This is a genomic window from Pseudomonas sp. TE3911, from assembly GCF_054062775.1.
On record NZ_JBSSFP010000001.1, the window covers coordinates 376,331 to 397,971 of the forward strand.

The window sequence follows — 21,641 nt, forward strand, 5'->3', positions numbered from 1 at the left end:
GATGAATCTGACTGAACCCCGCGAACTGGCGCCGTTGCTGGAAGCCTTTCTCCTGGCCTCGGGTAAACCGCAATCCCTGGAGCGCCTGTTCGAACTGTTTGAAGAGGCTGAGCGCCCTGAGCCGCCGGTGTTCAAGAAAGCGCTGGAGATCTTGCGCAAGTCCTGTGAAGGCCGCGCGTTTGAGCTGCGCGAAGTGGCGTCGGGTTATCGCCTGCAAATTCGTGAGAAATTTTCCCCGTGGGTCGGCCGCCTATGGGAAGAACGCCCGCAGCGTTATTCACGGGCGATGTTGGAGACCATGGCGCTGATCGCCTATCGCCAGCCGATTACTCGGGGTGAAATCGAAGATGTGCGGGGCGTGGCGGTCAACAGCCATATCGTCAAGACGTTGCTGGAGCGCGAGTGGATCCGCATCGTCGGCTACCGCGACGTGCCGGGCAAACCGGCGATGTTCGCCACTACTAAGGTGTTCCTCGACCACTTCAACCTGAAAAACCTCGACGACCTGCCGCCGCTGGCCGAATTGCGTGAGATGGAAGCCGAGCCGGTGCTGGACTTCGACGACGCCCCAGTGCCGCCAGGTTTGCAGGAACTTGCCGATGCCACGGCCGAGCCTGAAGAACCGAAAGACGAAACCAGTTTCCATACCCTTTTGCTGGAACTGGACGACATGGAGCAGGGGATCAAGACCGACTTCGATGATTTGCTGCGTGATGGTGCGGCTGAGCATGAAGCCGAAGTGAACGTTGAAGTTGAGCCTGAAGTCGAAGCTGAACCTGAGGAAGATATCCTTGGCGTGGCTGAAGCCCGCGAGAAACTCCTGGCTGCCGTTGCCGCTCTCGAACCGCCGCCGCTGAGCGATGAAGAAGACGAAGCCCGTGCATTGGCCGAAGCTATTGAGGCGGAACGCCGCAAATTTGAAGACTGATGCGGTCAATGCGGGATGTGAGAAGACATGAGTTCACCCAAAGACCCTTGCATCAGCGTCTGCAAATTCAGCGATGAGATCTGCGTCGGGTGCGGTCGCAGCAAACGCGAAATCCGTGCCTGGAAGAAACTCGACAAGACCGACAAGCGCACTGTCCTGGCCGAAGCCGAACTGCGTTTGTTGGCCTTGGGCGCCACCGGTCGGCGGAAAAACAAATGACTTGGCGCATATCGACTAGTCTGTGATGCGCAACGCGCGCCTTACGCGTATGATTCGCGACCCTTTGCCGACCTATTCGGGCAAAGCCCCGCTTTCAACACTCTTCAGGCCACGCCTGAATCGACCCACCGGGAGGTGCTTAAGATGAACGATAAAGACCAGAACGACAGCCAGGAAATCGGCCCTGCAGGCGAAAAGCTGCAAAAGGTGCTGGCGCGTATCGGTGTGGGCTCGCGACGCGACGTCGAAGCCTGGATCACCCAGAAGCGCATCAAGGTCAACGGCGTCGAGGCTACCCTCGGTCAGCGCGTCGATCTGCACGATGCAATCACCATTGATGGCAAAGTCATCAAGCGTGAAGAGGCCGCCGAATCGGTGCGCCGCGTGATCATGTACAACAAGCCCGACGGCGAGATCTGCACCCGTGACGACCCGGAAGGCCGTCCGACCGTGTTCGACAAAATGCCTAAGCCTAAAGAAGGCCGCTGGATCAACATCGGTCGTCTGGACATCAACACCACCGGCTTGCTGATGTTCACCACCGACGGTGAACTGGCCAACCGCCTGATGCACCCGTCCTACGAGATGGACCGTGAATACGCGGTACGTGTACGTGGCGAAGTCGATGACGAGATGATCGAGCGCTTGAAAGCTGGCGTCGTCCTCGAAGACGGCCCGGCCAAGTTCACCGACATCAAGCAGGCTCCAGGTGGTGAAGGTTTCAACCACTGGTACCACTGCGTGGTGATGGAAGGCCGTAACCGTGAAGTACGTCGCCTGTGGGAATCCCAGGGCCTGGTGGTCAGCCGCCTGAAGCGCGTGCGTTTTGGTCCGGTGTTCCTGAACTCCGACCTGCCGATGGGCCGCTGGCGCGAAATGAGCCAGTACGAAGTCGACATCCTCAGCGCCGAAGTGGGCCTGACGCCGGTTGCCATGCCGCAGATGAACGCCAAGAGCAAAGACAAGCTTGAGCGCATGCAGCGTAAATCGTCGCGTCCTGTGGCACGTGCCGAGCGCGTGGCGCGCACTGTGCGCCCGGCGCTGGATGCTCCGGCGACCGGCGGGCGTATCTCCCGTCAGCCGCATATTGAAGGTGAGCGTCGTCCAACGGCCCCATCGCGTCAGGAAGGCGAGCGCGCACCGCGTGCACCGCGTCCTGCGCCGGCCGGTGGTCGCAGCAACCGTGGCGAAACGGATCGCCCGGCCGACAACGCCAGCACCAAGCGCCCAGCCAAGCCGGCGGCGAACAAGCGTCCCGGCCCGAAACTGGTCGCGGACGAGCCGTCGGGCAAGCGCCGTGGCGCTCCAGCGGGTTCGGGTCAGCGTCCGGGGTTTGGTCGCAACAAGCCGCAGTGATGCAATAAGCGCTGCATAAAAAAACGCCAACTGTTGAAGTTGGCGTTTTTTTTTGCGGCGGGATTTGCGCCTGGAGCGTTTCACCGGATCGTTATTCGTCGAGTGATGGTGTGCGGTGTGGGCTAAACAGTTACCACCGGCGTTCACCACCGCGGCACTAGATTGAGCCCTGCACTCACTTATGCCACGAGGCGACGACCATGGATATCCGCATCAATCACCGCTACATGACCCGTGAACAGAAAGCCCTTTTTATCCAGGCCATCCTGCTGCTGAAAAACGACGTCCAAAGTGTCCTGCGTCCCGGACAGCAAATGCGCTATGACGATTACGTACAGGTTCACAGCAACGCCTTCGACGGCCCGGAGGCTTTCACGCCGATGCCGCACCGCTCGCCGCTGTTTTTCCCTTGGCACCGCGTATTCCTGCGTCAATTCGAGCGGGATCTGCAAAGCGCGGTTAACGATACCAGCGTCACCCTGCCATTCTGGGACTGGTCGATGGAGGGCTCAAGCAATCCATTCACGCCTGGCTTTTTGGGCGGCGACGGCGACAGTGCTCAAGCCCAGCGTGTAACGTCGGGCCCATTCGCTTATCAGGACGGGCGCTTTGAAATTCGCCAGGGGGTTCCGGAGGGGGATAAGGGCTTGCGCCGCGAACTGGGCGCAGGGCCCGGCGCGCATCTGCCGAACTCCGAACAAGTGCTGGATGCGCTGGCCAAGACGCCGTATGCCCCGGGGCCGGACAGTTGGGGCAATTTCTGTGAAGGCGTGCTGCATGACCCTGTGCATCGCTGGGTGGGCGGTAACATGTCGATGCCGTCCTCACCCAACGATCCGGTGTTTTTCCTGCACCACTGTTACCTTGACCTGTTGTGGGAGCGCTGGAAGCGTCAGCATCCCACCTCTTTGCCCTATTATCCGGTATCGGATATGCCTGGGCTGGATCGTCAGGCCACACTTGTCTTCCATGCTCCGAACAATCCCGCTCCTTGGCCGGAGACCTGGACTGTTGACAGCGTGATCACGACTGAGAGTCTGGATTACACCTACGGTCTGTTCACCTCAGTACCCGCATCCCTCGGCTCGCCGACGCTGACGACATGCGAGATGGGCTCGCAGAACGTGTGACTTTCCTCTGACACACCTGATCGATCAAGAAAACAGCAGCAGGCTTGCTCGCGCAGACGGTGTGTCAGGCGCTTTACACAGGCGTTGTCATACGGCCTCGCGAGCAAACCCATACTGGGAATATCGTTAGAACGCAAAGGTGCCATCGAACACGGGCTTGTCATCCAGTGCCAGCACCCCACTGGCGAAGATCAGGTCCAAGTGATGGCTGCCTTTCTGCCCTCCACCCAGACCCAAGTGCAGTCCACAGTGGCGCTCCTCGAACCCGGCATTGCGCGCATACAAGTCTTTCACCCCTTCATTGGTGCCAATTCCCAATTCCTCCACCCGACGATTGGACGGGTTGGCGTTCAAGTATTTGTTGAAGTCATCCACCAGCCCGGGCACATCGCTGGCCACGCTGCAGACGGTCGAATTCTCAATCCACAGCTCCAGCGGTGATTGCAGCACGCCGTATTTGCGCGCGAACGGGATGGTGCTGAGAAAGGTGCCGACAAACCGTACCTGCCCGTTGATGGCCTCGCTGTGAGTGGCGATCTCACCGGGGGCAAGGTCGTGGTTGCCCACGCCGTTGATATTGGTCCACTTCTTGATGCTGCTCAGCGGCGCCTCAAGGCGTGAGCCGTGCTTGTCGGTAAAGCTCAGCACAGTGGCCTGGCCCATGCGCCGGATCAGCGTGGCGTTGAGGTCGGCAATGCGTTGCGGTTCGACGCTGAAGGTGTCGTAGAAGTAGTCACCGTAATCCTTGAACAGCAAGGACTTCTTCCAGTGTTCAGCCATCACACCCTGCAGGGCACGGATAAAGTCAGGGCCTTCGGCGCGAGGGTTGGGCAGGGTCGAGGAATCGTACAGAAACAGATACAGGTCACAGCCTTCAATAGCCTCGGCCAGGGTGTCGCTGGCGGTCAGGTCCAGGCGCTGCACCTGGAAGTTGAAGCGTGCGGCGTTGCTGTGGTTGATGGCTTGGGCGATGGCATCGTAGCGCTCAGTATGGCCCAGCAGTACGTTTGGGCAGTTCAGGCCGCTGAGGGCCGGGTGGTGGGCGAGGTAGTAGAGAAAGTGTTCAACGGCGCGGGCCTTGTCCATGACGTCTGTCCTTGTGTGCCTGGGGTAAGGGGGCAGGCGCCGTGCACAGCACCTGCCGGATGCCTGCCGGTTAGAAAGGCCACATCGCGGTGCCAAATGGCACTACGGCATCAGCTTGCATCATTTCTACGGCGGCCTCATGGGTCGGCGCTTCAAACCAGTCGTCGAGTTGCAGTTCGGTTTCCAGGTCGTTTTCCAGTGCTTGCATGGTGTATCTCCTAGAGGACGGTGTTTGAGAACGGCCTGCCAACGGGCGTCGCTGGCAAGTGGAATGAACCTAGGAGACCCTGTTGTTTAATGCAAAATATTTATTGACACGGTTTCATTTGGATTTTTTCTTCTGTTTTTTTAGCGGGCGTTTTTTCTGAGGAAATACAGTGAGCTGCCAGCGCCTTTTGCGCGGAAATTTCTTACCGCCAATTTTTCCAAAGATGACAGCTGTAACGCAGTGTTTCCGGTATGTAACGATTAGTTTACGAGTAAGTCTCGGCGTTGTTGGTCAACTCAAGGCTGTAAGGAATCCCTGACAGATCGTCGCACGCACCGTTCGGGGGCGGGCGTAAGCTGTCGAGCGGTGTACAATGCGCCGCGTTTTACTGTGACCCCCTTTGCGTAACCCGCAAAAGGCCAAGACCTCGGGGTTTGCCGACCCTGATCATTCCGCCTGGCCACGAGCCTGGCGGGTTCGATTTCGTCACAGATAAAAACAAACAGGTGACGCATGACCGTTAGAAAGACGCTGTACTCCTGGTGCCTTCGCTGGGGTTTGAGCGGCGCTGCTTGAGGCGGAATTCAAGTCAGCCACGTGCATTCACATCATCAAACCTTGCGTGAGACCCTTTTCATGAGTGGACCCAATTCCTCTTCAGGCGAGCTGAAACGCGGCCTGAAAAATCGGCACATCCAGTTGATCGCCCTCGGTGGCGCCATCGGCACCGGCTTGTTCCTCGGCTCGGCCGGGGTGCTCAAGTCCGCCGGCCCGTCGATGATCCTGGGCTATGCCATTTGCGGCTTCATCGCCTTCATGATCATGCGCCAACTCGGCGAAATGATCGTCGAAGAGCCGGTCGCCGGTTCCTTCAGCCACTTTGCCCACAAGTACTGGGGCGGTTTTGCCGGCTTCCTGTCGGGTTGGAACTGCTGGATTTTGTACATCCTGGTGGGCATGTCCGAGCTGACCGCCGTCGGAAAATACGTGCACTACTGGTGGCCGGAGATCCCGACGTGGGTCTCGGCAGCGGCGTTCTTCGTGTTGATCAACCTGATCAACCTGGCCAACGTCAAAGTCTTCGGTGAAGCCGAGTTCTGGTTCGCCATCATCAAGGTAGTGGCGATCGTCGGCATGATCGCCTTGGGCAGCTATCTGCTGGTCAGCGGCAGCGGCGGCCCACAAGCCTCGGTGAGCAACCTGTGGGAACACGGCGGGTTCTTCCCCCATGGCGTGGGTGGCTTGGTGATGGCCATGGCGATCATCATGTTCTCCTTTGGCGGCCTGGAAATGCTCGGCTTCACCGCCGCCGAAGCCGATCAGCCACGCACTGTGATCCCCAAGGCGATCAATCAGGTGATCTACCGCATCCTGATTTTCTACATCGGCGCCTTGGTGGTGCTGTTGTCGCTGACGCCATGGGACAGCCTGCTGGCGACCCTTAATGCGTCCGGCGATGCCTACAGCGGCAGCCCGTTCGTGCAAGTGTTCTCGATGTTGGGCAGCAACACCGCCGCGCACATCCTCAACTTCGTGGTCTTGACCGCAGCGTTGTCGGTGTACAACAGCGGTACCTACTGCAACAGCCGCATGCTACTGGGCATGGCCGAGCAGGGCGATGCGCCCAAGGCCCTGGCCAAGATCGACAAACGCGGTGTACCGGTGCGATCCATCCTCGCCTCGGCGACCGTGACCCTGGTGGCCGTGCTGATGAATTACTTCATCCCGCAACATGCCCTGGAACTGCTGATGTCCCTGGTTGTGGCCACGCTGGTGATCAACTGGGCGATGATCAGCTTCTCCCACTTCAAGTTCCGCCAGCACATGAACCGCACCGGCCAAGTGCCGCTGTTCAAGGCGCTGTGGTACCCGTATGGCAACTATGTGTGTCTGGCGTTCGTGGTGTTTATCCTGGTCATCATGCTGATGATTCCGGGGATCCAGGTGTCTGTGTATGCGATCCCGGTGTGGGTGGCGTTTATGGCGGTGTGTTACTGGATCAAGAACAAGCGCAGTGCCGAAGCGGCGCTGACTGCGGCAAGTGTGCTGAAGTAAGCCCGCTGGCATAAACAGGAAACCCGGCGCTTTGCCGGGTTTTTTGTTGGCGGGGCGGTGATTTGAGCGGATTTCGTCTCAATGATGCCAAACTGTTCAAAGGCGCCGTGATTTCCAAAGCCCAGGCGTCGATGTTGTTGTCCGAGTAGGGCTTTTCCGTTTCGTAAGGTTTTTGATTGATGCTGGTTATTTCCAACAACGTGCACCTGCCCGACGCCGAGATCGAGCTGACCGCCATCCGTGCCCAGGGCGCGGGTGGGCAGAACGTCAACAAGGTGTCGAGCGCGGTGCACCTGCGTTTTGACATTCCGGGGTCGTCGTTGCCGGAGTTCTACAAGGAGCGGTTGCTGGCGCTGCGCGACAGCCGGATCACCAGCGAAGGGGTGCTGATACTCAAGGCCCAGCAATATCGCACGCAGGAACAGAACCGTGCCGATGCGTTGGAACGTCTGGTGGAATTGATCCTCAGCGCCACCAAGGTGGAGAAAAAGCGCCGGCCGACCAAGCCTACCCTGGGTTCGAAGAAGCGGCGCCTGGAATCCAAGACCAAGCGCGGCAGCATCAAGGCGGGGCGTGGCAAGGTCGACTTTTAGTCGCCGCGTGCCTCGCGGGCCAGGGGTGCTTGCCGGTAGAGGTACACGCTCAGCAGCAAGCCACCGAGGGCGGCGAGGGCGGCGAACAGGAAGATCGACGCAAAACCGAAGCCTGCCGCCACGGCCCCGGCCAACGGACCGGTGATGCCCAGGGACAGGTCGATAAACAGCGAGTAGGCGCCCACCGCCGAACCGCGGCTGGACGCGGGCACCAGGTTGACCGCTTCCACCCCCAGTGCCGGAAACACCAGGGAAAACCCGAACCCGCTCAATGCCGCGCCGGCCAAGGCCAGGTTGGCGTCAGGCGCCAGCCACAGCAACAGCAGGCCGAGGATCTCTACTGACAGGCACGCAATCGCCACGCGAAAGCCGCCGATGCGGTTGATCAAATTCCCGAACAGTAGCCGTGCGCCGATAAAACTGGCGCCAAACAGACTCAGGGCCCACACCGCGTTATCCCAGTGCTGAGTGGTGTAATACAAGGTGATGAAGGTGGCGATGGTGCCAAAGCCGATGGACCCCAAAGCCAGCGCGCAGCCGTGGGGCAATACGCGGCCCAGCACGTTCATGAACGGTAAGCGCACACCGGCCACGATCGGCGCGGCAACCTTGTTCCAGGCCAGCAACAGGCCGACGACGGCCAGCAGGATAATGCTGACGCCCATGCTCCACAGCCCGAAATTCTTCACCAGCACTACGCCCAACGGCGCGCCGACGGCCAGCGCGCCATAGCTGGCAATGCCGTTCCAGGAGATGACCTTGGCCGTATTCGCCGCGCCAACTCGGCCGATGCCCCAGCCGATGGCGCCAGACCCCACCAGGCTTTCTGCGCTGCCCAGTACCAATCGACCGACGAGCAGGCTGCCCAGGCTGACAGCCGGCAGGTTTGAAAACCACGCAGCGAGCAACATGAACACGCCACTCAGGCCGCAGCCCGCCAGGCCGATCAGCACCGCGCGCTTGCTACCCAGGTTATCGATGATTTTGCCCGCGTAAGGACGGCTCAGCAGGGTGGCCAGGTATTGCACGCTGATCACCAGCCCTGCGATCACCGCGCCATAGCCCAACTCACTGTGGACATAGCCCGGCAACACGGCCAGGGGGATACCGATATTCAGGTAGCCGATAAAGGTGAACAACACGATGGAAACAACTTGCAGCGTGACCGCCATGGGGCGCTGGGTATCTGGCATGGGGAGAGGTCCACTGTCGCAGCAGGTAAAGATAGGCTGCTAATGATACCGGTGCTTTGACGTGTGCAGGGCGGTAAAACGCAAAAACGTCGGATCAAAAAGACGTCAGGTTTTGGTCGGAGCCAGTAATTGGGTGGTGACCAGAGCAGCCAAGGCGTTTTCCTGGGTACCGAAGCGCTTGAGCAGTACGGCTTGCTTGTCCGCGCTGAGGCGGTTCCACACCTCGACCATCTGCAAGGCAGCGTCGAGTACGGCGGTGTCCGGGGTATTGGGGAGGGTATCGGTCATGGCGGGGATCTCGGAGGATTCAGGCAGTGTGGAAAGCGCTCAAAGCTGCGCTTTCCACACGGTCTGGTACGGCGTCAGTCCTGGCTTTTGCTGTCGACTGGTTTTGCTTCTTTGGCCTCAGGCTGCTTCGCGCTGGCCTGCTGCGGTGTTGGCTGCTCAGTTTCGTGCAGGCTTGGGAAGGGGAGATTAGGTATCTCGTGCATCGTCGTCGCTCCTCGCAAGGTCTGTTTTTTCAATCGCAGGTGATTCCGCGCTCTCAAAAAGCTTTGGCAGGATACAGCACTGTAAATGACAAAAAGACTTTTATATCGGCGGATGCACGAACCTTTATGGCTTTACGCAAGTGACAAGAGGTCACACCGTTCAGAACGGCACCTTGCCCAGGATCATGTCGCGGTACATCACAAAATCTCCCAGCAGGCTGTAAAACGGGTGCTGAAAGGTTGCCGGGCGGTTCTTTTCGAAGAAGAAGTGTCCGATCCAGGCAAAGCTGTAGCCGGCAATCGGCACTGCCAGCAATAGGCCTAACGACCCCCTGCCAATGGCATAGGCCAAAATACCGATCACGAGGGTGGTGCCGATAAAGTGCAGGCGACGGCAGGTGCTGTTGGCATGTTCGGCCAAATAGTAAGGGTAAAACTCGGCGAAGCTATTGAATCGCTTGACGTTTTCCACGGTGACCGGCCCTTTTGATTGTTGTGCCGCCCAACAGATGTTCGGCGGGGAGCTTATTTGAGTCTAGAGTGATCAGTGGTAACAGCCAGTGACATTAGATGCCACTTTAGTATCCTTGGATTCCTGGCTGCCGTTATGAGCCTGCTTTATTAAGAAGACGCCATGAGCGAACGAACAACTTCTGCAAGCTGGGCGATGGGGATAGTCAAGGCACTGGAAATGGATGGTCTGGATTGCCGCGCCCTGTTCAAGCAACTGGGCCTTGACTACGCCGCCCTCAATGACCCCGATGCTCGGTTCCCGCAAGACTCCATGACGCGCCTGTGGCAACGGGCGGTCGAGCTGTCGGGCAACCCCGCGATTGGCCTGAACATGGGCAAGGTAGTGCGCCCGGCGTCGTTTCATGTGGCGGGTTATGCGTTGATGTCCAGTAACACCCTGGCCGAGGGCTTCATGCGGCTGGTGCGTTACCAGCGGATCATTGCCGAAAGCGCCGACTTGAGTTTCCGATTGCTACCCGAAGGCTATGCGCTGATTCTGACGGTGCATGGCGATCATCTGCCGCCCACAAGGCAAAGTGCCGAAGCCTCTCTGGCCTGTGCATTGGCACTATGCGGCTGGCTGACCGGCCGTACCTTGCAGCCGCGTAAAGTCATGTTGCAAGGTGAACAACCGGCGGACCTGGAGCCTTATAAGCAAGCTTTCCATGCACCATTGGAGTTCAACGCGCCCTATGACGCGTTGATTTTCGAACGCGCCGACATGGACGCACCGCTGCCTACAGCCAACGAGGCGATGGCGTTGTTGCACGACCGTTTTGCCGGTGAATACCTGGCGCGCTTTTCCGAGAGCCGCGTGACCCACAAGGCGAGGCAAGTGCTGTGTCGTCTGCTGCCCCAAGGCGAACCCAAGCGTGAAGTGGTGGCCCAGACGTTGCACCTGTCCCAGCGCACCTTGCAGCGGCGTCTGCAGGAGGAGGGCACGAGTTTTCAGACCTTGCTCGACGACACCCGCCGCGAACTGGCCGAGCAATACCTGGCACAGCCGAGCATGACGCTGCTGGAGATTGCCTACCTGCTGGGCTTTGCCGATCCGAGCAACTTCTTCCGCGCGTTTCGCCGCTGGTTTGATACCACGCCCGGCGAATACCGGGCGCGGTTGCAAGAGACGTCGACCGTCAGTGACGCCAGAACGCCGGGATGCACAGAACAAAGACTGTGATGATCTCCAGCCGGCCCAGCAGCATGCCCAGGGACAGGATCCACTTGGCCGCATCCGGCAGGCTGGAGAAGTTGCCCGCCGGGCCGATGGTTTCCCCAAGGCCAGGGCCGACGCCGGAGACGGTACTGGCGGCGCCGGTGAGTGCGGTCATCCAGTCCAGGCCCAGGAGCGACAGGGCTAACGCGATAGCGCAGATGGTGATGGCAAAGAAAAACGAGAAGGTCAGGATCGAGCGCACGATCTCTTCGTCGAGACGGTGGCCGTTGTACTTCTGCTTGATCACCGCGCGCGGGTGAATCAGCTGGTTCAAGTTGGCCTTGAGCAGGATATAGGCGACCTGGAAGCGGAAGATCTTGATCCCGCCGGCGGTGGAACCTGAACAGCCACCGATAAAGCCCAGGTAGAAGAACAACATCAGTGAGAAGTTGCCCCACAGGCTGTAGTCCCCCAGCGCAAAGCCGGTGGTCGTGACGACTGAGGTGACGTTCAACGCCACGTGCCGCAGTGCATCCAGCCAGTGCAGGTTGGTGGTCCACCAGTACCAGGTGCCGAGCACCAGCCAGGTCACTACCAGCAAACCGAGCAAGCCCTGTACCTGCTGGTCCCTGAGCAGCGCCCGGCGGTTGCCGCGTAAAGTGGCGACGTACAGGGTGAATGGCAGGCTGCCGAGGATCATCACCACCACCGCGACCCAATGCACCGCCGGTTGTTTCCAGTGGGCCAGGGATTCGTCGGAGGTAGAGAACCCACCGGTGGAAATCGCCGACATCGCGTGGTTGATCGCGTCAAACAGGCCCATGCCGGCCCACCAGAACGCCAGGCTGCCGAGGATGGTGATGCCTACATACGCCGCCACAATCAGCCGCGCCACCATGTGAGAGCGGGGCATAACCTTTTCCGAACGATCCGAGGACTCGGTCTGGAACAGGCGCATGCCGCCAATGCGCAGCAGCGGCAGGATCGCTACCGCCATGCCGATAAAGCCGATACCGCCCAGCCAGTGCAGCAGCGAACGCCACATCAGGATGCCCGGCGACATGCTGTCCAGCCCGCTGAGCACCGTAGAACCGGTGGCAGTAATGCCGGACATGCTTTCGAAAAACGAGTCGGTGTAGCTGATGTGCTGGGTCAGCAAAAACGGCAGCGCGGCGAACACACACACCACCACCCAACTGGTGACCGTCAGCAGGTACATGTCCCGCGGGCGCAGGTGCACGTGCTCCGGGCGACCGGGGATTACAAGGGCAAGGCCGGCGATAAAGGTGATGAGGCTGGCCCACAGGAACGAGGGCAGGTCTCTGGTGCGTTCGAAGATCACCAGGGTGGCCATGGGCACGACCATGGCGATCGCGAGGGTGATCAGGAAGATGCCGATGATGAAACCGATGATGCGTAGGGTCGGCAACGCCATGAAATGAGCTCGAAATAGGGCAGAGGCGTCATTCTACCTAGGGTGCAGGGCATGTAAACCGGGCCTTGAAAGCGACGCAAATCAAATGAGGGAGGGGGCTTGCCCCCGATGGCGGTGTGTCAGCGAAGGAAATATCTGCTGAACCAGCGCTATCGGGGGCAAGCCCCCTCCCGCATTGGTTCCTGGGTGGTGGTACTGCTGTGAAAGGCAGGTAAAAAAAAGGCGACCCGAAGGTCGCCTCATTCAACACGGCACTGATCAGAACTCGTGATCAGCGTTATCCGGGTTCAGGTCGCTGATGCCCAGCTTGCCCGCTGCGGCTTCGATCGAACCGGTCTGCTTGACCAGCGAAGCAATCGCGTCGCGCACGATTTGGTTGCCTGCGTCGTTGCCGGCCGCGATCAACTGGTCGTAGTGCTCACCCTTGTTGGCATGATCAACGATGACCTGCATCTTGGCTTCGGTCGCAGCCAGGTCGGCCTTCAGAGCGGTGTCGGCAGCCGGATCGGCCTTGGCTACCAGGGACGACAGGCTCGCGCCGGTCATCTTGGTGCCGTCGACGCGGGTGTATTCGCCCAAGTAGACGTTGCGGATGCCCTTGGCGTCGTAGAACTGCGAGTTGTGGGTGTTATCGCTGAAGCAATCGTGTTCGTCTTCCGGCGAGTTGGCTTCCAGGGAAACCTTCATGCGCTCACCGGCCAGCTCGCCCAGGGACAGGCTGCCCATGCCGAACAGCATTTTGCGCAGGCCGTCGGTGGCAGGTTCTGCCTCCAGGGTGGCGCGGTAGTTGTCTTCGACGTTGGGTTTCCAGTTGCCGACCATTTCCTGCAGGTCGCTGACCAGCAATTGGGTCACGGCGCTGAGGTAGGCACGACGACGCTCGTTGTGGCCGCCAGTGGCGCCATCGCCGGTCAGGTAGTCCGAGGCAGGACGGTTGCCGGCGCCAGGGCCGGTGCCGTTCAGGTCTTGGCCCCAGAGCAGGAATTCGATGGCGTGGTAGCCGGTGGCGACGTTGGCTTCGGAACCACCCAGCTCGTTAAGACTGGCGAGTTTTTCCGGGGTGATGTCCTTCACGTCGATCTTGTCTTCGCCGACCTGGATCTCGGTGTTGGCGATGATGTTGGCAGTGGCGCCTGGGTTACCCAGGGCGTGCTCGTAGGATTTGTCGACGTAGTCGATCAGGCCTTCGTCCAGGGGCCAGGCGTTAACCTGACCTTCCCAATCATCAATGATGGTGTTGCCGAAGCGAAACACTTCGCTCTGCAGGTACGGCACGCGCGCTGCAACCCAAGCGGCACGGGCGGCTTTCAGGGTTTCGTCGTTGGGCTTGGCGAGGAAGGCGTCGATCGCGGTTTGCAGGGTTTTTGCGGTGGATTCGGCATCGCTGTACACCGCGAAGACCATATCGGCGTAATGCGCGACAACGGCCTTGGCAGCCGCTTCGTCGACCTGACCGGCAGGAGTGGCAGCCGCTGGAGCGGTGGTGCTGGCGGCCGGGGTCGGCGCCTGGGGCACTGCGGCCTTGTCTTTACCTTCGCCGCAACCGACGAGAGAAATGGCAATGGCCAGCAGACTGGCGGTGGCCAGGGGCATACGAATCATGGCGAACATCCTGCTTCGGTTGTTAATAGGGCACGCGGGGGCGCGCAAAACTGCAACATAATGCGAAAGATTTGCATTTTGTGTAAAGGGTTAAACGCGGGAAATATTCAGTATCGTTTTGCCACGTCAGAGAATGGCTGCGTTATTACGCTCAGCCTGCTTCAGAAAAACTGCCAGCTCCCGGGCCTGCAAGGGTTTGCTGTAGTAGTAGCCCTGACCTTCATGACAGCCCTCAGAGATGATGTAGGCCTCTTGCTCGGCGGTTTCCACGCCTTCAGCGATGACCTGCATGCCCAGGCTTTTGCCCAGTTGGATAATCGCCCGCACGATGGTGGCATCGTCGTCGTCGTCCAGCAGGTCTTGGACGAAGCTTTTGTCGATCTTGATCTTGTCCAGCGGCAGGCTCTTGAGATAGCTGAGCGATGAATAGCCGGTGCCAAAGTCATCGATGGCGATCAACGCCCCGGAGCGGCGCAGGCTCAGCAGGTGTTGGGCGGCGGTGCTGATGTCTTCCATCAGCCCGGTTTCGGTAACTTCCAACTCCAGGCTGCGCGGCGGTAAACGGTAAATCTGCATCAGGTTATTGACCACCCGCGGCAATTCGGCGTGGTGTAACTGCACGGTGGACAGGTTGACCGCCATGCGCAGGTCGATGAAACCCTGGTCATGCCATTCGCGCAATTGCCGGCAAGCCTGGTCCAGCACCCATTCGCCGATCGCAATAATGGTGCCGTTCTGTTCGGCCAGCGGGATAAACAGGTCCGGCGGCACCAAGCCGTGTTCTGGATGTTGCCAGCGGATGAGCGCTTCCACACCGACCACATGCTGGTCGCGATAGCTGATCTGCGGTTGGTACACCAGGTGAAACTGGTCACGTCCCAGGGCGTCCCGCAGGTCTTTCTCCAACTCACGGCGACGGCGCATCTCGCTGTCGACGCTGGCGATATAAAACTGATAGCGGTTGCGCGAACGGCTCTTGGCCAGGGTCATGGTCTGTTCGGCTTTTTGCAGCAGCTTCTCGGTGCTGTCACCGTCTTCCGGGAACAGGGTGATGCCGATCGTGGCCCGCAGACGAATCTGTTCGTGGTCGAGGGCGAATTCCCCTTCCAGATCGTCGAGGATACTTTGCGCCAGTTCGGCGGCTTCATAAGGCTGTTCGATATCGGCCTGTACCAGGGCGAACTGGTCACCCCCCAAGCGGGCGAGCGCGCCGAGGCGGCCGCTGTGGGCCCGCAGACGGTCGGCCAGGGCGAGTAGCAATTTATCGCCGGCCTGGTAGGTGAACTGCTCGTTCACGCTTTTAAAATCATCCAGCCCCACGCACAACACCGCCACGCGGCGCTGACGGCGGCCGGCGTCGATCAGGATCTTGTCCAGCTGCTCCTGCAGTTTCTGGCGATTCGGCAGGCCGGTCAGGAAATCATACTGGGCCATGCGCAGCAGGCTGCTTTCTGCTTCGTGGCGCAGATGGGTATTACGTTCGATAGATTCGAGTAACTGATTGGCGGTATTGATCCACAACCCTAATTCGTTGCGTTCATGGCCCTTGAGCTGCGGGATCTTGTGTTCGCTGGGGCGGTCCGGGTTGATCGACGTCAGGTGCCCGATAATCCGCGACAGCGGCTTGGTCAGCAGCCAGTGATACACCAAGTACAACACCAGGCCCATGGCCAATGCGCGTAATACCCCGGAAATAAAGATGATCACTGAGCTGACAATAAAGCCTTTGCCATAGGTGGCGGTGTCGAGGGTGATGCTCAGGTCGCCGTAGTACTCGCTGTAGGGGCCTTTGCCGACCAATGCGGTGGTGAACGTGCGCTCCTGTCCCAGAATCAGGTCGGTCAACCAGCGGCTGGAGGAATGCTGCAAAGCGCGGCTTTTTTCCGCGAGCATGGTTTCGTTGGGATGGCCGATGGAGGCCATGCGCACGGCATCGTCCTGAAACAGACCTTCAATCACCTGCATACCCATCTCGCGGTCCAGGCTGTAGACAGCCTGGGTCGAGGGGTCGCGGAACATGTCGAGGATGCGCTGGGCATCTTCGGCCACGGCCTGGCGCGTCTTGTAGGCATCGAAAACGATCTGCGCCACGCTCAGCGCAACGCCCACGATCAATGCCGACAGCAGCACAACCCGTAGCAACTTCACCGACAAGCTGTTTTTGAGTTCCAGCTTCAAAGGGGCATTCCTTGTCTCATGCGGGTGGCCTTCAATATGCCATGAGTATTGGCAATCTGGTGATGGCAGTCAAAGGAACATTGCAGTGAGAAGGGGATGGATGTTTTGTTCGGGCAGGGGGCAGGAAAACGGCGGATTTGATCCGCCGTTATTTGTTACGCGTGCGAGTGCGAAGGGGCGTCAAGCGGGTGGCGGATTAAAACTCAATCTTTGGCGGGGCTGGTGGCTGTTGATCCGCCCCTAACTGAGGAGCCTTGGCGCCCAATATGTCCTTAACCACATCCATCCCTATTTCCGCCGCTTTACCCAGGACAGGCAAGAGCGCGGAGGCTGCGCCGCCGATCATCGACATTGGATTCATCACTGATTCTCCGACATTGAGTGAGAGGTGTATTCCTCTCACCGGTTGGGTGGCGTATTCCGCTTATTGAGTTCCGCACTTCCCGGTCGGTCCAGAGTCGACGCCCACAAAAAAGCCCGGCAATCGCCGGGCTCTTTCTACTGCAAGGGTTGCTTAGGCAGTGAAGGTCTTGCCTTCGAACTGCTCAGCCACGAACTTCCAGTTGACCAGGTTCCAGAACGCTTCCACATACTTTGGACGTACGTTGCGGTAGTCGATGTAGTAGGCGTGTTCCCAAACGTCGCAGGTCAGCAGCGGGGTGTCGCCGCTGGTCAGCGGGTTGCCGGCGCCGATGGTGCTGGCCAGGGCCAGGGAACCGTCAGCCTTTTTCACCAGCCAGCCCCAACCGGAACCGAAGGTGCCGACGGACGTCTTGGTGAACTCTTCCTTGAACTTGTCGAACGAACCGAACGCAGTGTTGATGGCTTCAGCCAGCGCGCCGGTTGGTTGGCCGCCGGCGTTTGGCGCCAGGCAGTTCCAGTAGAAAGTGTGGTTCCAGACCTGAGCGGCGTTGTTGAAGATGCCGCCCGAAGAAGATTTGACGATCTCTTCCAGAGTCTTGCCTTCGAACTCGGTGCCAGGCACCAGGTTGTTCAGGTTCACGACGTAGGTGTTGTGGTGCTTGTCGTGGTGGAACTCCAAGGTTTCCTTGGAGATGTGCGGCTGCAGGGCATCGTGTGCGTAGGGCAGCGGCGGCAATTCGAAAGCCATGATGATTCTCCTAATCAGGTCAGTTGCGGTGAGCGCAAGGCCGATCACGGGCGGCCAAACAAGCGCCGGGGAGTTTGTACTCTTTGCGGCGCAGGGGCAGGATCATAGCACCGGGGGTGCGGCAAAACCACGCAACAACTGTGTGGGATAGAGGTTCCAGAGCCTTTTGGAATAAGTTCATGGCGCGCTTATTAATTGGTAAGCCACGCTGAACATCATCACTGCCACCACCAAGTCCAGCAGCCGCCATGTGGCCGGGCGTGCGAGCCAAGGGGCCAGCCACGCGGCGCCGAGTGCCAGGGTGGCAAACCACAGGAATGATGCACTTGCGGCCCCTGCTACGTAGGCGCCAGGTTCGGTCTGTTGCGCGCCGAGTGAGCCGATCAGCAGCACCGTGTCCAGGTAAACGTGAGGGTTGAGCAGTGTCACCGCCAAGGCACTGAGCATCACCGCGCGCAACGAGCGCACTTTGAGGTTGCCGCCTTGTTCCAGGCTCTGTGTCGAGAACGCCCGACGCAGTGCCAAGGTGCCGTACCACAACAGGAAGGCCGCGCCGCCCCAGCGGGCAACTGCCAACAGCAGCGGGTTCTGCGCAAGGACCGTGGCCAGGCCGAACACCCCGGCCGCCACAAGTAGCGCATCACACACCACGCACAACGCCGCCACCGGCAGGTGATGTTCACGGCGCAGGCTTTGCGCCAATACAAAAGCGTTCTGCGTACCGATGGCCATGATCAGGCCCAGCGCCACCAACAGCCCATTCAGATAGCTTTGCCACATAGGGTTTACTCCGAGTCCGTAGCCAGTTGCCGCAACACATGCATCGCGCGTTCTGCATCGGCCCGGCCGACAAATAGATGGTCGTGGTAGTAGCCGGCAATCACGTTACAACTGATCCCAGCCTTGCCCAGCGCACTGGCGAAGGCGGCCGTCAGGCCAACGGCTTCCAGGGCTGAATGCACATTCAGGGTGATCCAGGCGGCTACGTAATCGAAGGCCAACCCAGCGTGTTCGGCTTGCTGGCGTTCCAGGATCAGCGTCAGGCCTTCCTGTTCACGGAAGCTGCCGATCACTTCGCATCCTGCCGGGATGTTGTGATCGGGCAGGGTGCAGAACACGTAATCACCGTCATTGAGGTGAGGGCTCATACTGCGCAACAGGGTTGCCAGGGCGGTTTCGCCAGCCATGTGAGATTCCTTGATAGAGGTAAGCAATGCTGGTCATTCTCACGGGCTTACCTGTATAAGAAAAACCAATACTGCTGATCGCTCATTAGAGAAACTGATGTTCGACTATAAATTGCTTTCCGCCCTGGCGGCGGTGGTGGAACAGGCTGGCTTTGAACGAGGCGCCCAAGTGCTGGGGCTGTCGCAATCGGCGATTTCCCAGCGCATCAAATTATTGGAAGCGCGCATCGGCCAGCCGGTGCTGGTGCGCGCCTCACCGCCGACGCCGACCGATATTGGCCGACGTCTGCTTAACCATGTGCAGCAGGTGCGCTTGCTGGAGCGCGATCTGCAAAGCCAGGTGCCCGCGCTGGACGAAGAAGGCATGCCCGAACGCCTGCGCATCGCCCTCAATGCCGACAGCCTTGCCACGTGGTGGGCTGAGGCCGTCAGTGACTTCTGCGCCGAACAGCATTTGCTGCTGGATCTGATTGTGGAAGACCAGACCGTTGGTCTCAAACGCATGCGCGCCGGTGAAGTGGCTGCGTGTATCTGCGCCAGCGAACGTCCGGTGGCCGGCGCCCGCAGTCTGTTGTTGGGCGCCATGCGCTATCGGGCCCTCGCCAGCCCGGCCTTTATTGCCCGTCACTTTCCACAGGGAGTGCGCGCCGATCAACTGGCCCGCACACCAGCGCTGGTGTTTGGTCCGGATGACTTCCTACAGCACCGCTACCTGGCATCCCTCGGCGTGGACGGTGGTTTCGAACACCATTTATGCCCATCGTCCGAAGGCTTTATCCGCCTGGCGGAATCCGGGCTTGGCTGGGGATTGGTGCCTGAACTGCAGGTTCGCGACCAGCTGGAAAAGGGTGTGCTGGTGGAGTTATTGCCAGATAAGCCCATCGATGTGCCGTTGTACTGGCATCATTGGCGCAGTGGCGGGCAGTTGTTGGGCCTGCTGACCGATCACTTGGCCCACGCATGTGGCCAATGGTTGGTGCCGTTGGACTGAGAGCGGTCGTCAAGGCAACAGCGATGAAAAACGAAAGAACACGGGGTAATACATGAAGATTCTGGTCACCGGCGCAAGCGGCTTCATCGGCGGGCGCTTTGCGCGTTTCGCCCTGGAGCAGGGCCTGGACGTGCGGGTCAACGGGCGGCGCGCCGAGGGTGTGGAACACCTGGTACGGCGCGGCGCCGAGTTTATCCAGGGTGATCTGAACGACGCCGACCTGGTGCGCGACCTGTGCCGCGATGTCGAAGCCGTGGTGCACTGCGCGGGTGCGGTGGGACTGTGGGGGCGTTACCAGGACTTTCACCAGGGCAACGTGCTGGTCACCGAAAACGTCGTTGAAGCCTGCCTTAAACAGCGGGTTGGGCGCCTGGTGCACCTGTCGTCGCCTTCGATTTATTTTGATGGCCGCGATCATCTGGGCCTGACTGAAGAACAAGTGCCAAAACGCTTCAAACATCCCTACGCTGCGACTAAATACCTGGCGGAACAAAAGGTTTTCGGTGCCCAGGAGTTCGGCCTTGAAGTGCTCGCCCTGCGCCCGCGTTTCGTTACTGGTGCCGGGGACATGAGCATTTTCCCGCGCTTGCTGAAAATGCAGCGCAAGAAGCGCCTGGCGATCGTCGGCGACGGCCTGAACAAGGTCGACTTCACAAGTATCCATAACCTCAACGAAGCCCTGCTCAGCAGTTTGCTGGCCCCCGGTTCGGCGTTGGGGCGGGCCTACAACATCAGCAACGGCGCGCCAGTGCCGGTGTGGGATGTGGTGAACTACGTGATGCGCCAAATGGAACTGCCTCAGGTCACCCGGTATCGGTCCTACGGCTTGTCCTACAGCGTGGCGGCGTTGAACGAGGCAGTCTGCGCACTGTGGCCCGGGCGCCCGGAGCCGGCGTTGACGCGTCTGGGCATGCAGGTGATGAACAAAGATTTCACCCTCGACATCAGCCGCGCCAGGCATTATTTGGATTACGAGCCGAAGGTCAGCCTGTGGACCGCCCTCGACGAGTTCTGCAGTTGGTGGAAGGCGCAGGATCCGGGGCTCAAATAAGGTCACACCAGGCAACACATCGGGAACCGAATTCAGGGTTCCGGGTCGATCAGTGCGACGGGGCTGGGGTTTATACTCCCGTCGCTCGGCCACCAGCCAGCTAACTCACCGATTCAGGGTTGATTCATGCGTAACGATGCTAAAGACGATTTCGACAACGTTCCCAGCCTGCGGGCCGATCATGGGGATGACGATGATTTCGAACCTTCCCCGGCCACCTCGGTGCGTTCGCGCAACGTGCCGGTCGTCAAGGTCAAGGGCGCCAGCACCGGCCCGCTGTGGGCATTGATCGGCGCGCTGCTGATCGCCTTTGCCGGCCTGGCCTGGTGGAGCTTCCAGCAGATATCCCTGATGGGCCAGCAGTTGGTTGCCACCCAGGAAAGTTTTGCGCGGATCAGCGAAGAAGCGGCGGGGCGCCTGCAGGATATCTCCGGCAAAGTGGTGGCCAGCGAAGCCAGCGTGAACAACGGCAGCGAAGCATTGAAACTGCAGATCAAGCAGTTGGAAAGCCAACTGCTGGAGCAGGGCAAGCAGCAACTCGGCGTAGCCGGCCAGGCCACCGAACTGGACAAGCGTCTCGCACAAATGACGTCCAGCACCAACGAGCTGTCGAGCGCCAATGCCAAGCTGCAAGGTCAGGTGCAGGCCCTGACCGACGCCGTAGCCAGCCTCAAGGCTGCGCAAGGTGATGCAGGCAAGCGCGACGGTGAGATAAAAGAGTTGGTCGCCGACGTTGCCGCGCTGAAAAAACAAGGCAACCCAAGCGCCGCCATCGCCCGTCTTGAGCAGGATTTGGTTGTGCTCAAAAGTGCGCAGGACAACCAGCCGGCCAATAACGATGCGCCGACCAATAAAGAGTTCGATGTGTTCCGCATCCAGACCACCCGCAATATCACTACCCTGCAAAGCCAGGTGCAGAACCTGCAACAACAGCTCAACGCACCGGCGAAGATCACCCCTCTGGGTCAATGATCAAAACCAGCCTTAATGTGGGAGGGGGTTTGGTCCCGATGGCGGTGGATCAGTCAATAGATGTAACGACTGACACTCTGCTATCGGGAGCAAGCCCCCTCTTACATTTGGATTGGATGCTGAGGGTGGAATAATGCTCACCTTTAACATTGTCACTGCTTGGTGACATTTACCTTCCCCTTCGTT

The 21,641-nt window shown here is 59.6% G+C and carries 21 protein-coding genes; 10 read left to right on the forward strand and 11 right to left on the reverse strand.

Annotated features, from left to right (window positions below):
• The first annotated feature begins 1 nt into the window (after nt 1).
• The 4 genes from scpB to ACVWXD_RS01775 all read left to right on the forward strand — a co-directional run bounded on the left by scpB (nt 2) and on the right by ACVWXD_RS01775 (nt 3,633).
• The gene (gene scpB, locus ACVWXD_RS01760) at nt 2–928 is read left to right on the forward strand and encodes an SMC-Scp complex subunit ScpB (protein ID WP_401381085.1); all 927 of its coding nucleotides are present in this window, start codon (nt 2–4) and stop codon (nt 926–928) included.
• A 27-nt stretch (nt 929–955) separates the two neighbouring features.
• Nucleotides 956–1,147, forward strand: coding sequence for a DUF1289 domain-containing protein (locus ACVWXD_RS01765; RefSeq protein ID WP_032890979.1), 192 nt, complete (start codon nt 956–958; stop codon nt 1,145–1,147).
• A gap of 144 nt (nt 1,148–1,291) precedes the next feature.
• Nucleotides 1,292–2,503 carry a 23S rRNA pseudouridine(2605) synthase RluB gene (gene rluB / locus ACVWXD_RS01770; RefSeq protein ID WP_457370620.1) on the forward strand — a complete coding sequence of 404 codons (1,212 nt, stop codon included), beginning with the start codon at nt 1,292–1,294 and terminating at the stop codon, nt 2,501–2,503.
• A gap of 200 nt (nt 2,504–2,703) precedes the next feature.
• Complete coding sequence (locus ACVWXD_RS01775) at nt 2,704–3,633, forward strand: tyrosinase family protein (protein ID WP_081797857.1); 930 nt, start codon at nt 2,704–2,706, stop codon at nt 3,631–3,633.
• A gap of 126 nt (nt 3,634–3,759) precedes the next feature.
• On the opposite strand, the gene ACVWXD_RS01780 is transcribed toward ACVWXD_RS01775, so the two are convergent.
• Together ACVWXD_RS01780 and ACVWXD_RS01785 are read right to left on the reverse strand one after the other, a co-directional pair.
• On the reverse strand, nt 3,760–4,719 hold the full coding sequence (locus tag ACVWXD_RS01780; RefSeq protein ID WP_122756146.1) for a M29 family metallopeptidase: 960 nt from the start codon (nt 4,717–4,719) through the stop codon (nt 3,760–3,762).
• A 70-nt stretch (nt 4,720–4,789) separates the two neighbouring features.
• Nucleotides 4,790–4,927: a hypothetical protein gene (locus ACVWXD_RS01785; RefSeq protein ID WP_003175756.1), complete on the reverse strand. Its 138-nt coding sequence runs from the start codon at nt 4,925–4,927 to the stop codon at nt 4,790–4,792.
• Nucleotides 4,928–5,563: 636 nt separating this feature from the next.
• On the opposite strand from ACVWXD_RS01785, the gene ACVWXD_RS01790 reads away from it, so the two are divergent.
• Both ACVWXD_RS01790 and arfB read left to right on the forward strand, forming a co-directional pair.
• Nucleotides 5,564–6,982 carry an amino acid permease gene (locus ACVWXD_RS01790; protein WP_260367593.1) on the forward strand — a complete coding sequence of 473 codons (1,419 nt, stop codon included), beginning with the start codon at nt 5,564–5,566 and terminating at the stop codon, nt 6,980–6,982.
• A 179-nt stretch (nt 6,983–7,161) separates the two neighbouring features.
• Entirely contained in the window at nt 7,162–7,575 is a 414-nt protein-coding gene (gene arfB, locus ACVWXD_RS01795) for an alternative ribosome rescue aminoacyl-tRNA hydrolase ArfB (protein ID WP_095185741.1), read from the forward strand.
• On the opposite strand, the gene ACVWXD_RS01800 is transcribed toward arfB, so the two are convergent.
• The 3 genes from ACVWXD_RS01800 to ACVWXD_RS01810 all read right to left on the reverse strand — a co-directional run bounded on the left by ACVWXD_RS01800 (nt 7,572) and on the right by ACVWXD_RS01810 (nt 9,731).
• A complete protein-coding gene (locus ACVWXD_RS01800; protein WP_032890985.1) occupies nt 7,572–8,768 on the reverse strand; it encodes an MFS transporter in 1,197 nt (398 codons plus the stop codon). The two genes, arfB and ACVWXD_RS01800, sit on opposite strands and share 4 nt — an antisense overlap.
• A gap of 105 nt (nt 8,769–8,873) precedes the next feature.
• Nucleotides 8,874–9,056 carry a hypothetical protein gene (locus ACVWXD_RS01805; RefSeq protein ID WP_032890986.1) on the reverse strand — a complete coding sequence of 61 codons (183 nt, stop codon included), beginning with the start codon at nt 9,054–9,056 and terminating at the stop codon, nt 8,874–8,876.
• A gap of 363 nt (nt 9,057–9,419) precedes the next feature.
• Nucleotides 9,420–9,731, reverse strand: coding sequence for a DUF962 domain-containing protein (locus tag ACVWXD_RS01810; RefSeq protein ID WP_032890988.1), 312 nt, complete (start codon nt 9,729–9,731; stop codon nt 9,420–9,422).
• Nucleotides 9,732–9,893: 162 nt separating this feature from the next.
• On the opposite strand from ACVWXD_RS01810, the gene ACVWXD_RS01815 reads away from it, so the two are divergent.
• Nucleotides 9,894–10,952 (forward strand): AraC family transcriptional regulator, encoded by a 1,059-nt coding sequence (locus ACVWXD_RS01815; RefSeq protein WP_122680752.1) that lies wholly within the window; start codon nt 9,894–9,896, stop codon nt 10,950–10,952.
• Here the strand turns inward: ACVWXD_RS01815 and ACVWXD_RS01820 are convergent.
• The 6 genes from ACVWXD_RS01820 to ACVWXD_RS01845 form a co-directional block, all read right to left on the reverse strand.
• Complete coding sequence (locus ACVWXD_RS01820; RefSeq protein WP_457370621.1) at nt 10,909–12,363, reverse strand: TrkH family potassium uptake protein; 1,455 nt, start codon at nt 12,361–12,363, stop codon at nt 10,909–10,911. The two genes, ACVWXD_RS01815 and ACVWXD_RS01820, sit on opposite strands and share 44 nt — an antisense overlap.
• Nucleotides 12,364–12,621: 258 nt before the next feature.
• Nucleotides 12,622–13,965 (reverse strand): imelysin family protein, encoded by a 1,344-nt coding sequence (locus ACVWXD_RS01825; protein WP_457370622.1) that lies wholly within the window; start codon nt 13,963–13,965, stop codon nt 12,622–12,624.
• Nucleotides 13,966–14,091: 126 nt separating this feature from the next.
• The gene (locus ACVWXD_RS01830) at nt 14,092–16,143 is read right to left on the reverse strand and encodes a putative bifunctional diguanylate cyclase/phosphodiesterase (protein ID WP_099602785.1); all 2,052 of its coding nucleotides are present in this window, start codon (nt 16,141–16,143) and stop codon (nt 14,092–14,094) included.
• A gap of 514 nt (nt 16,144–16,657) precedes the next feature.
• Entirely contained in the window at nt 16,658–17,254 is a 597-nt protein-coding gene (locus ACVWXD_RS01835; RefSeq protein WP_032862548.1) for a superoxide dismutase, read from the reverse strand.
• A gap of 177 nt (nt 17,255–17,431) precedes the next feature.
• Nucleotides 17,432–18,034 carry a LysE/ArgO family amino acid transporter gene (locus ACVWXD_RS01840; protein ID WP_032890993.1) on the reverse strand — a complete coding sequence of 201 codons (603 nt, stop codon included), beginning with the start codon at nt 18,032–18,034 and terminating at the stop codon, nt 17,432–17,434.
• A gap of 5 nt (nt 18,035–18,039) precedes the next feature.
• Nucleotides 18,040–18,441, reverse strand: a complete 402-nt coding sequence (locus ACVWXD_RS01845) for an ACT domain-containing protein (protein WP_032890994.1) — start codon at nt 18,439–18,441, stop codon at nt 18,040–18,042.
• A gap of 97 nt (nt 18,442–18,538) precedes the next feature.
• Here ACVWXD_RS01845 and ACVWXD_RS01850 point away from each other — a divergent pair, with 97 nt between their 5' ends.
• The 3 genes from ACVWXD_RS01850 (at nt 18,539) to ACVWXD_RS01860 (ending at nt 21,455) form a co-directional block, all read left to right on the forward strand.
• Complete coding sequence (locus ACVWXD_RS01850) at nt 18,539–19,432, forward strand: LysR family transcriptional regulator ArgP (RefSeq protein WP_032890995.1); 894 nt, start codon at nt 18,539–18,541, stop codon at nt 19,430–19,432.
• A gap of 52 nt (nt 19,433–19,484) precedes the next feature.
• Nucleotides 19,485–20,483 carry an NAD-dependent epimerase/dehydratase family protein gene (locus tag ACVWXD_RS01855; RefSeq protein WP_032890997.1) on the forward strand — a complete coding sequence of 333 codons (999 nt, stop codon included), beginning with the start codon at nt 19,485–19,487 and terminating at the stop codon, nt 20,481–20,483.
• A 126-nt stretch (nt 20,484–20,609) separates the two neighbouring features.
• The gene (locus ACVWXD_RS01860; protein ID WP_032890998.1) at nt 20,610–21,455 is read left to right on the forward strand and encodes an ATPase; all 846 of its coding nucleotides are present in this window, start codon (nt 20,610–20,612) and stop codon (nt 21,453–21,455) included.
• The last annotated feature ends 186 nt before the right edge of the window (nt 21,456–21,641 follow it).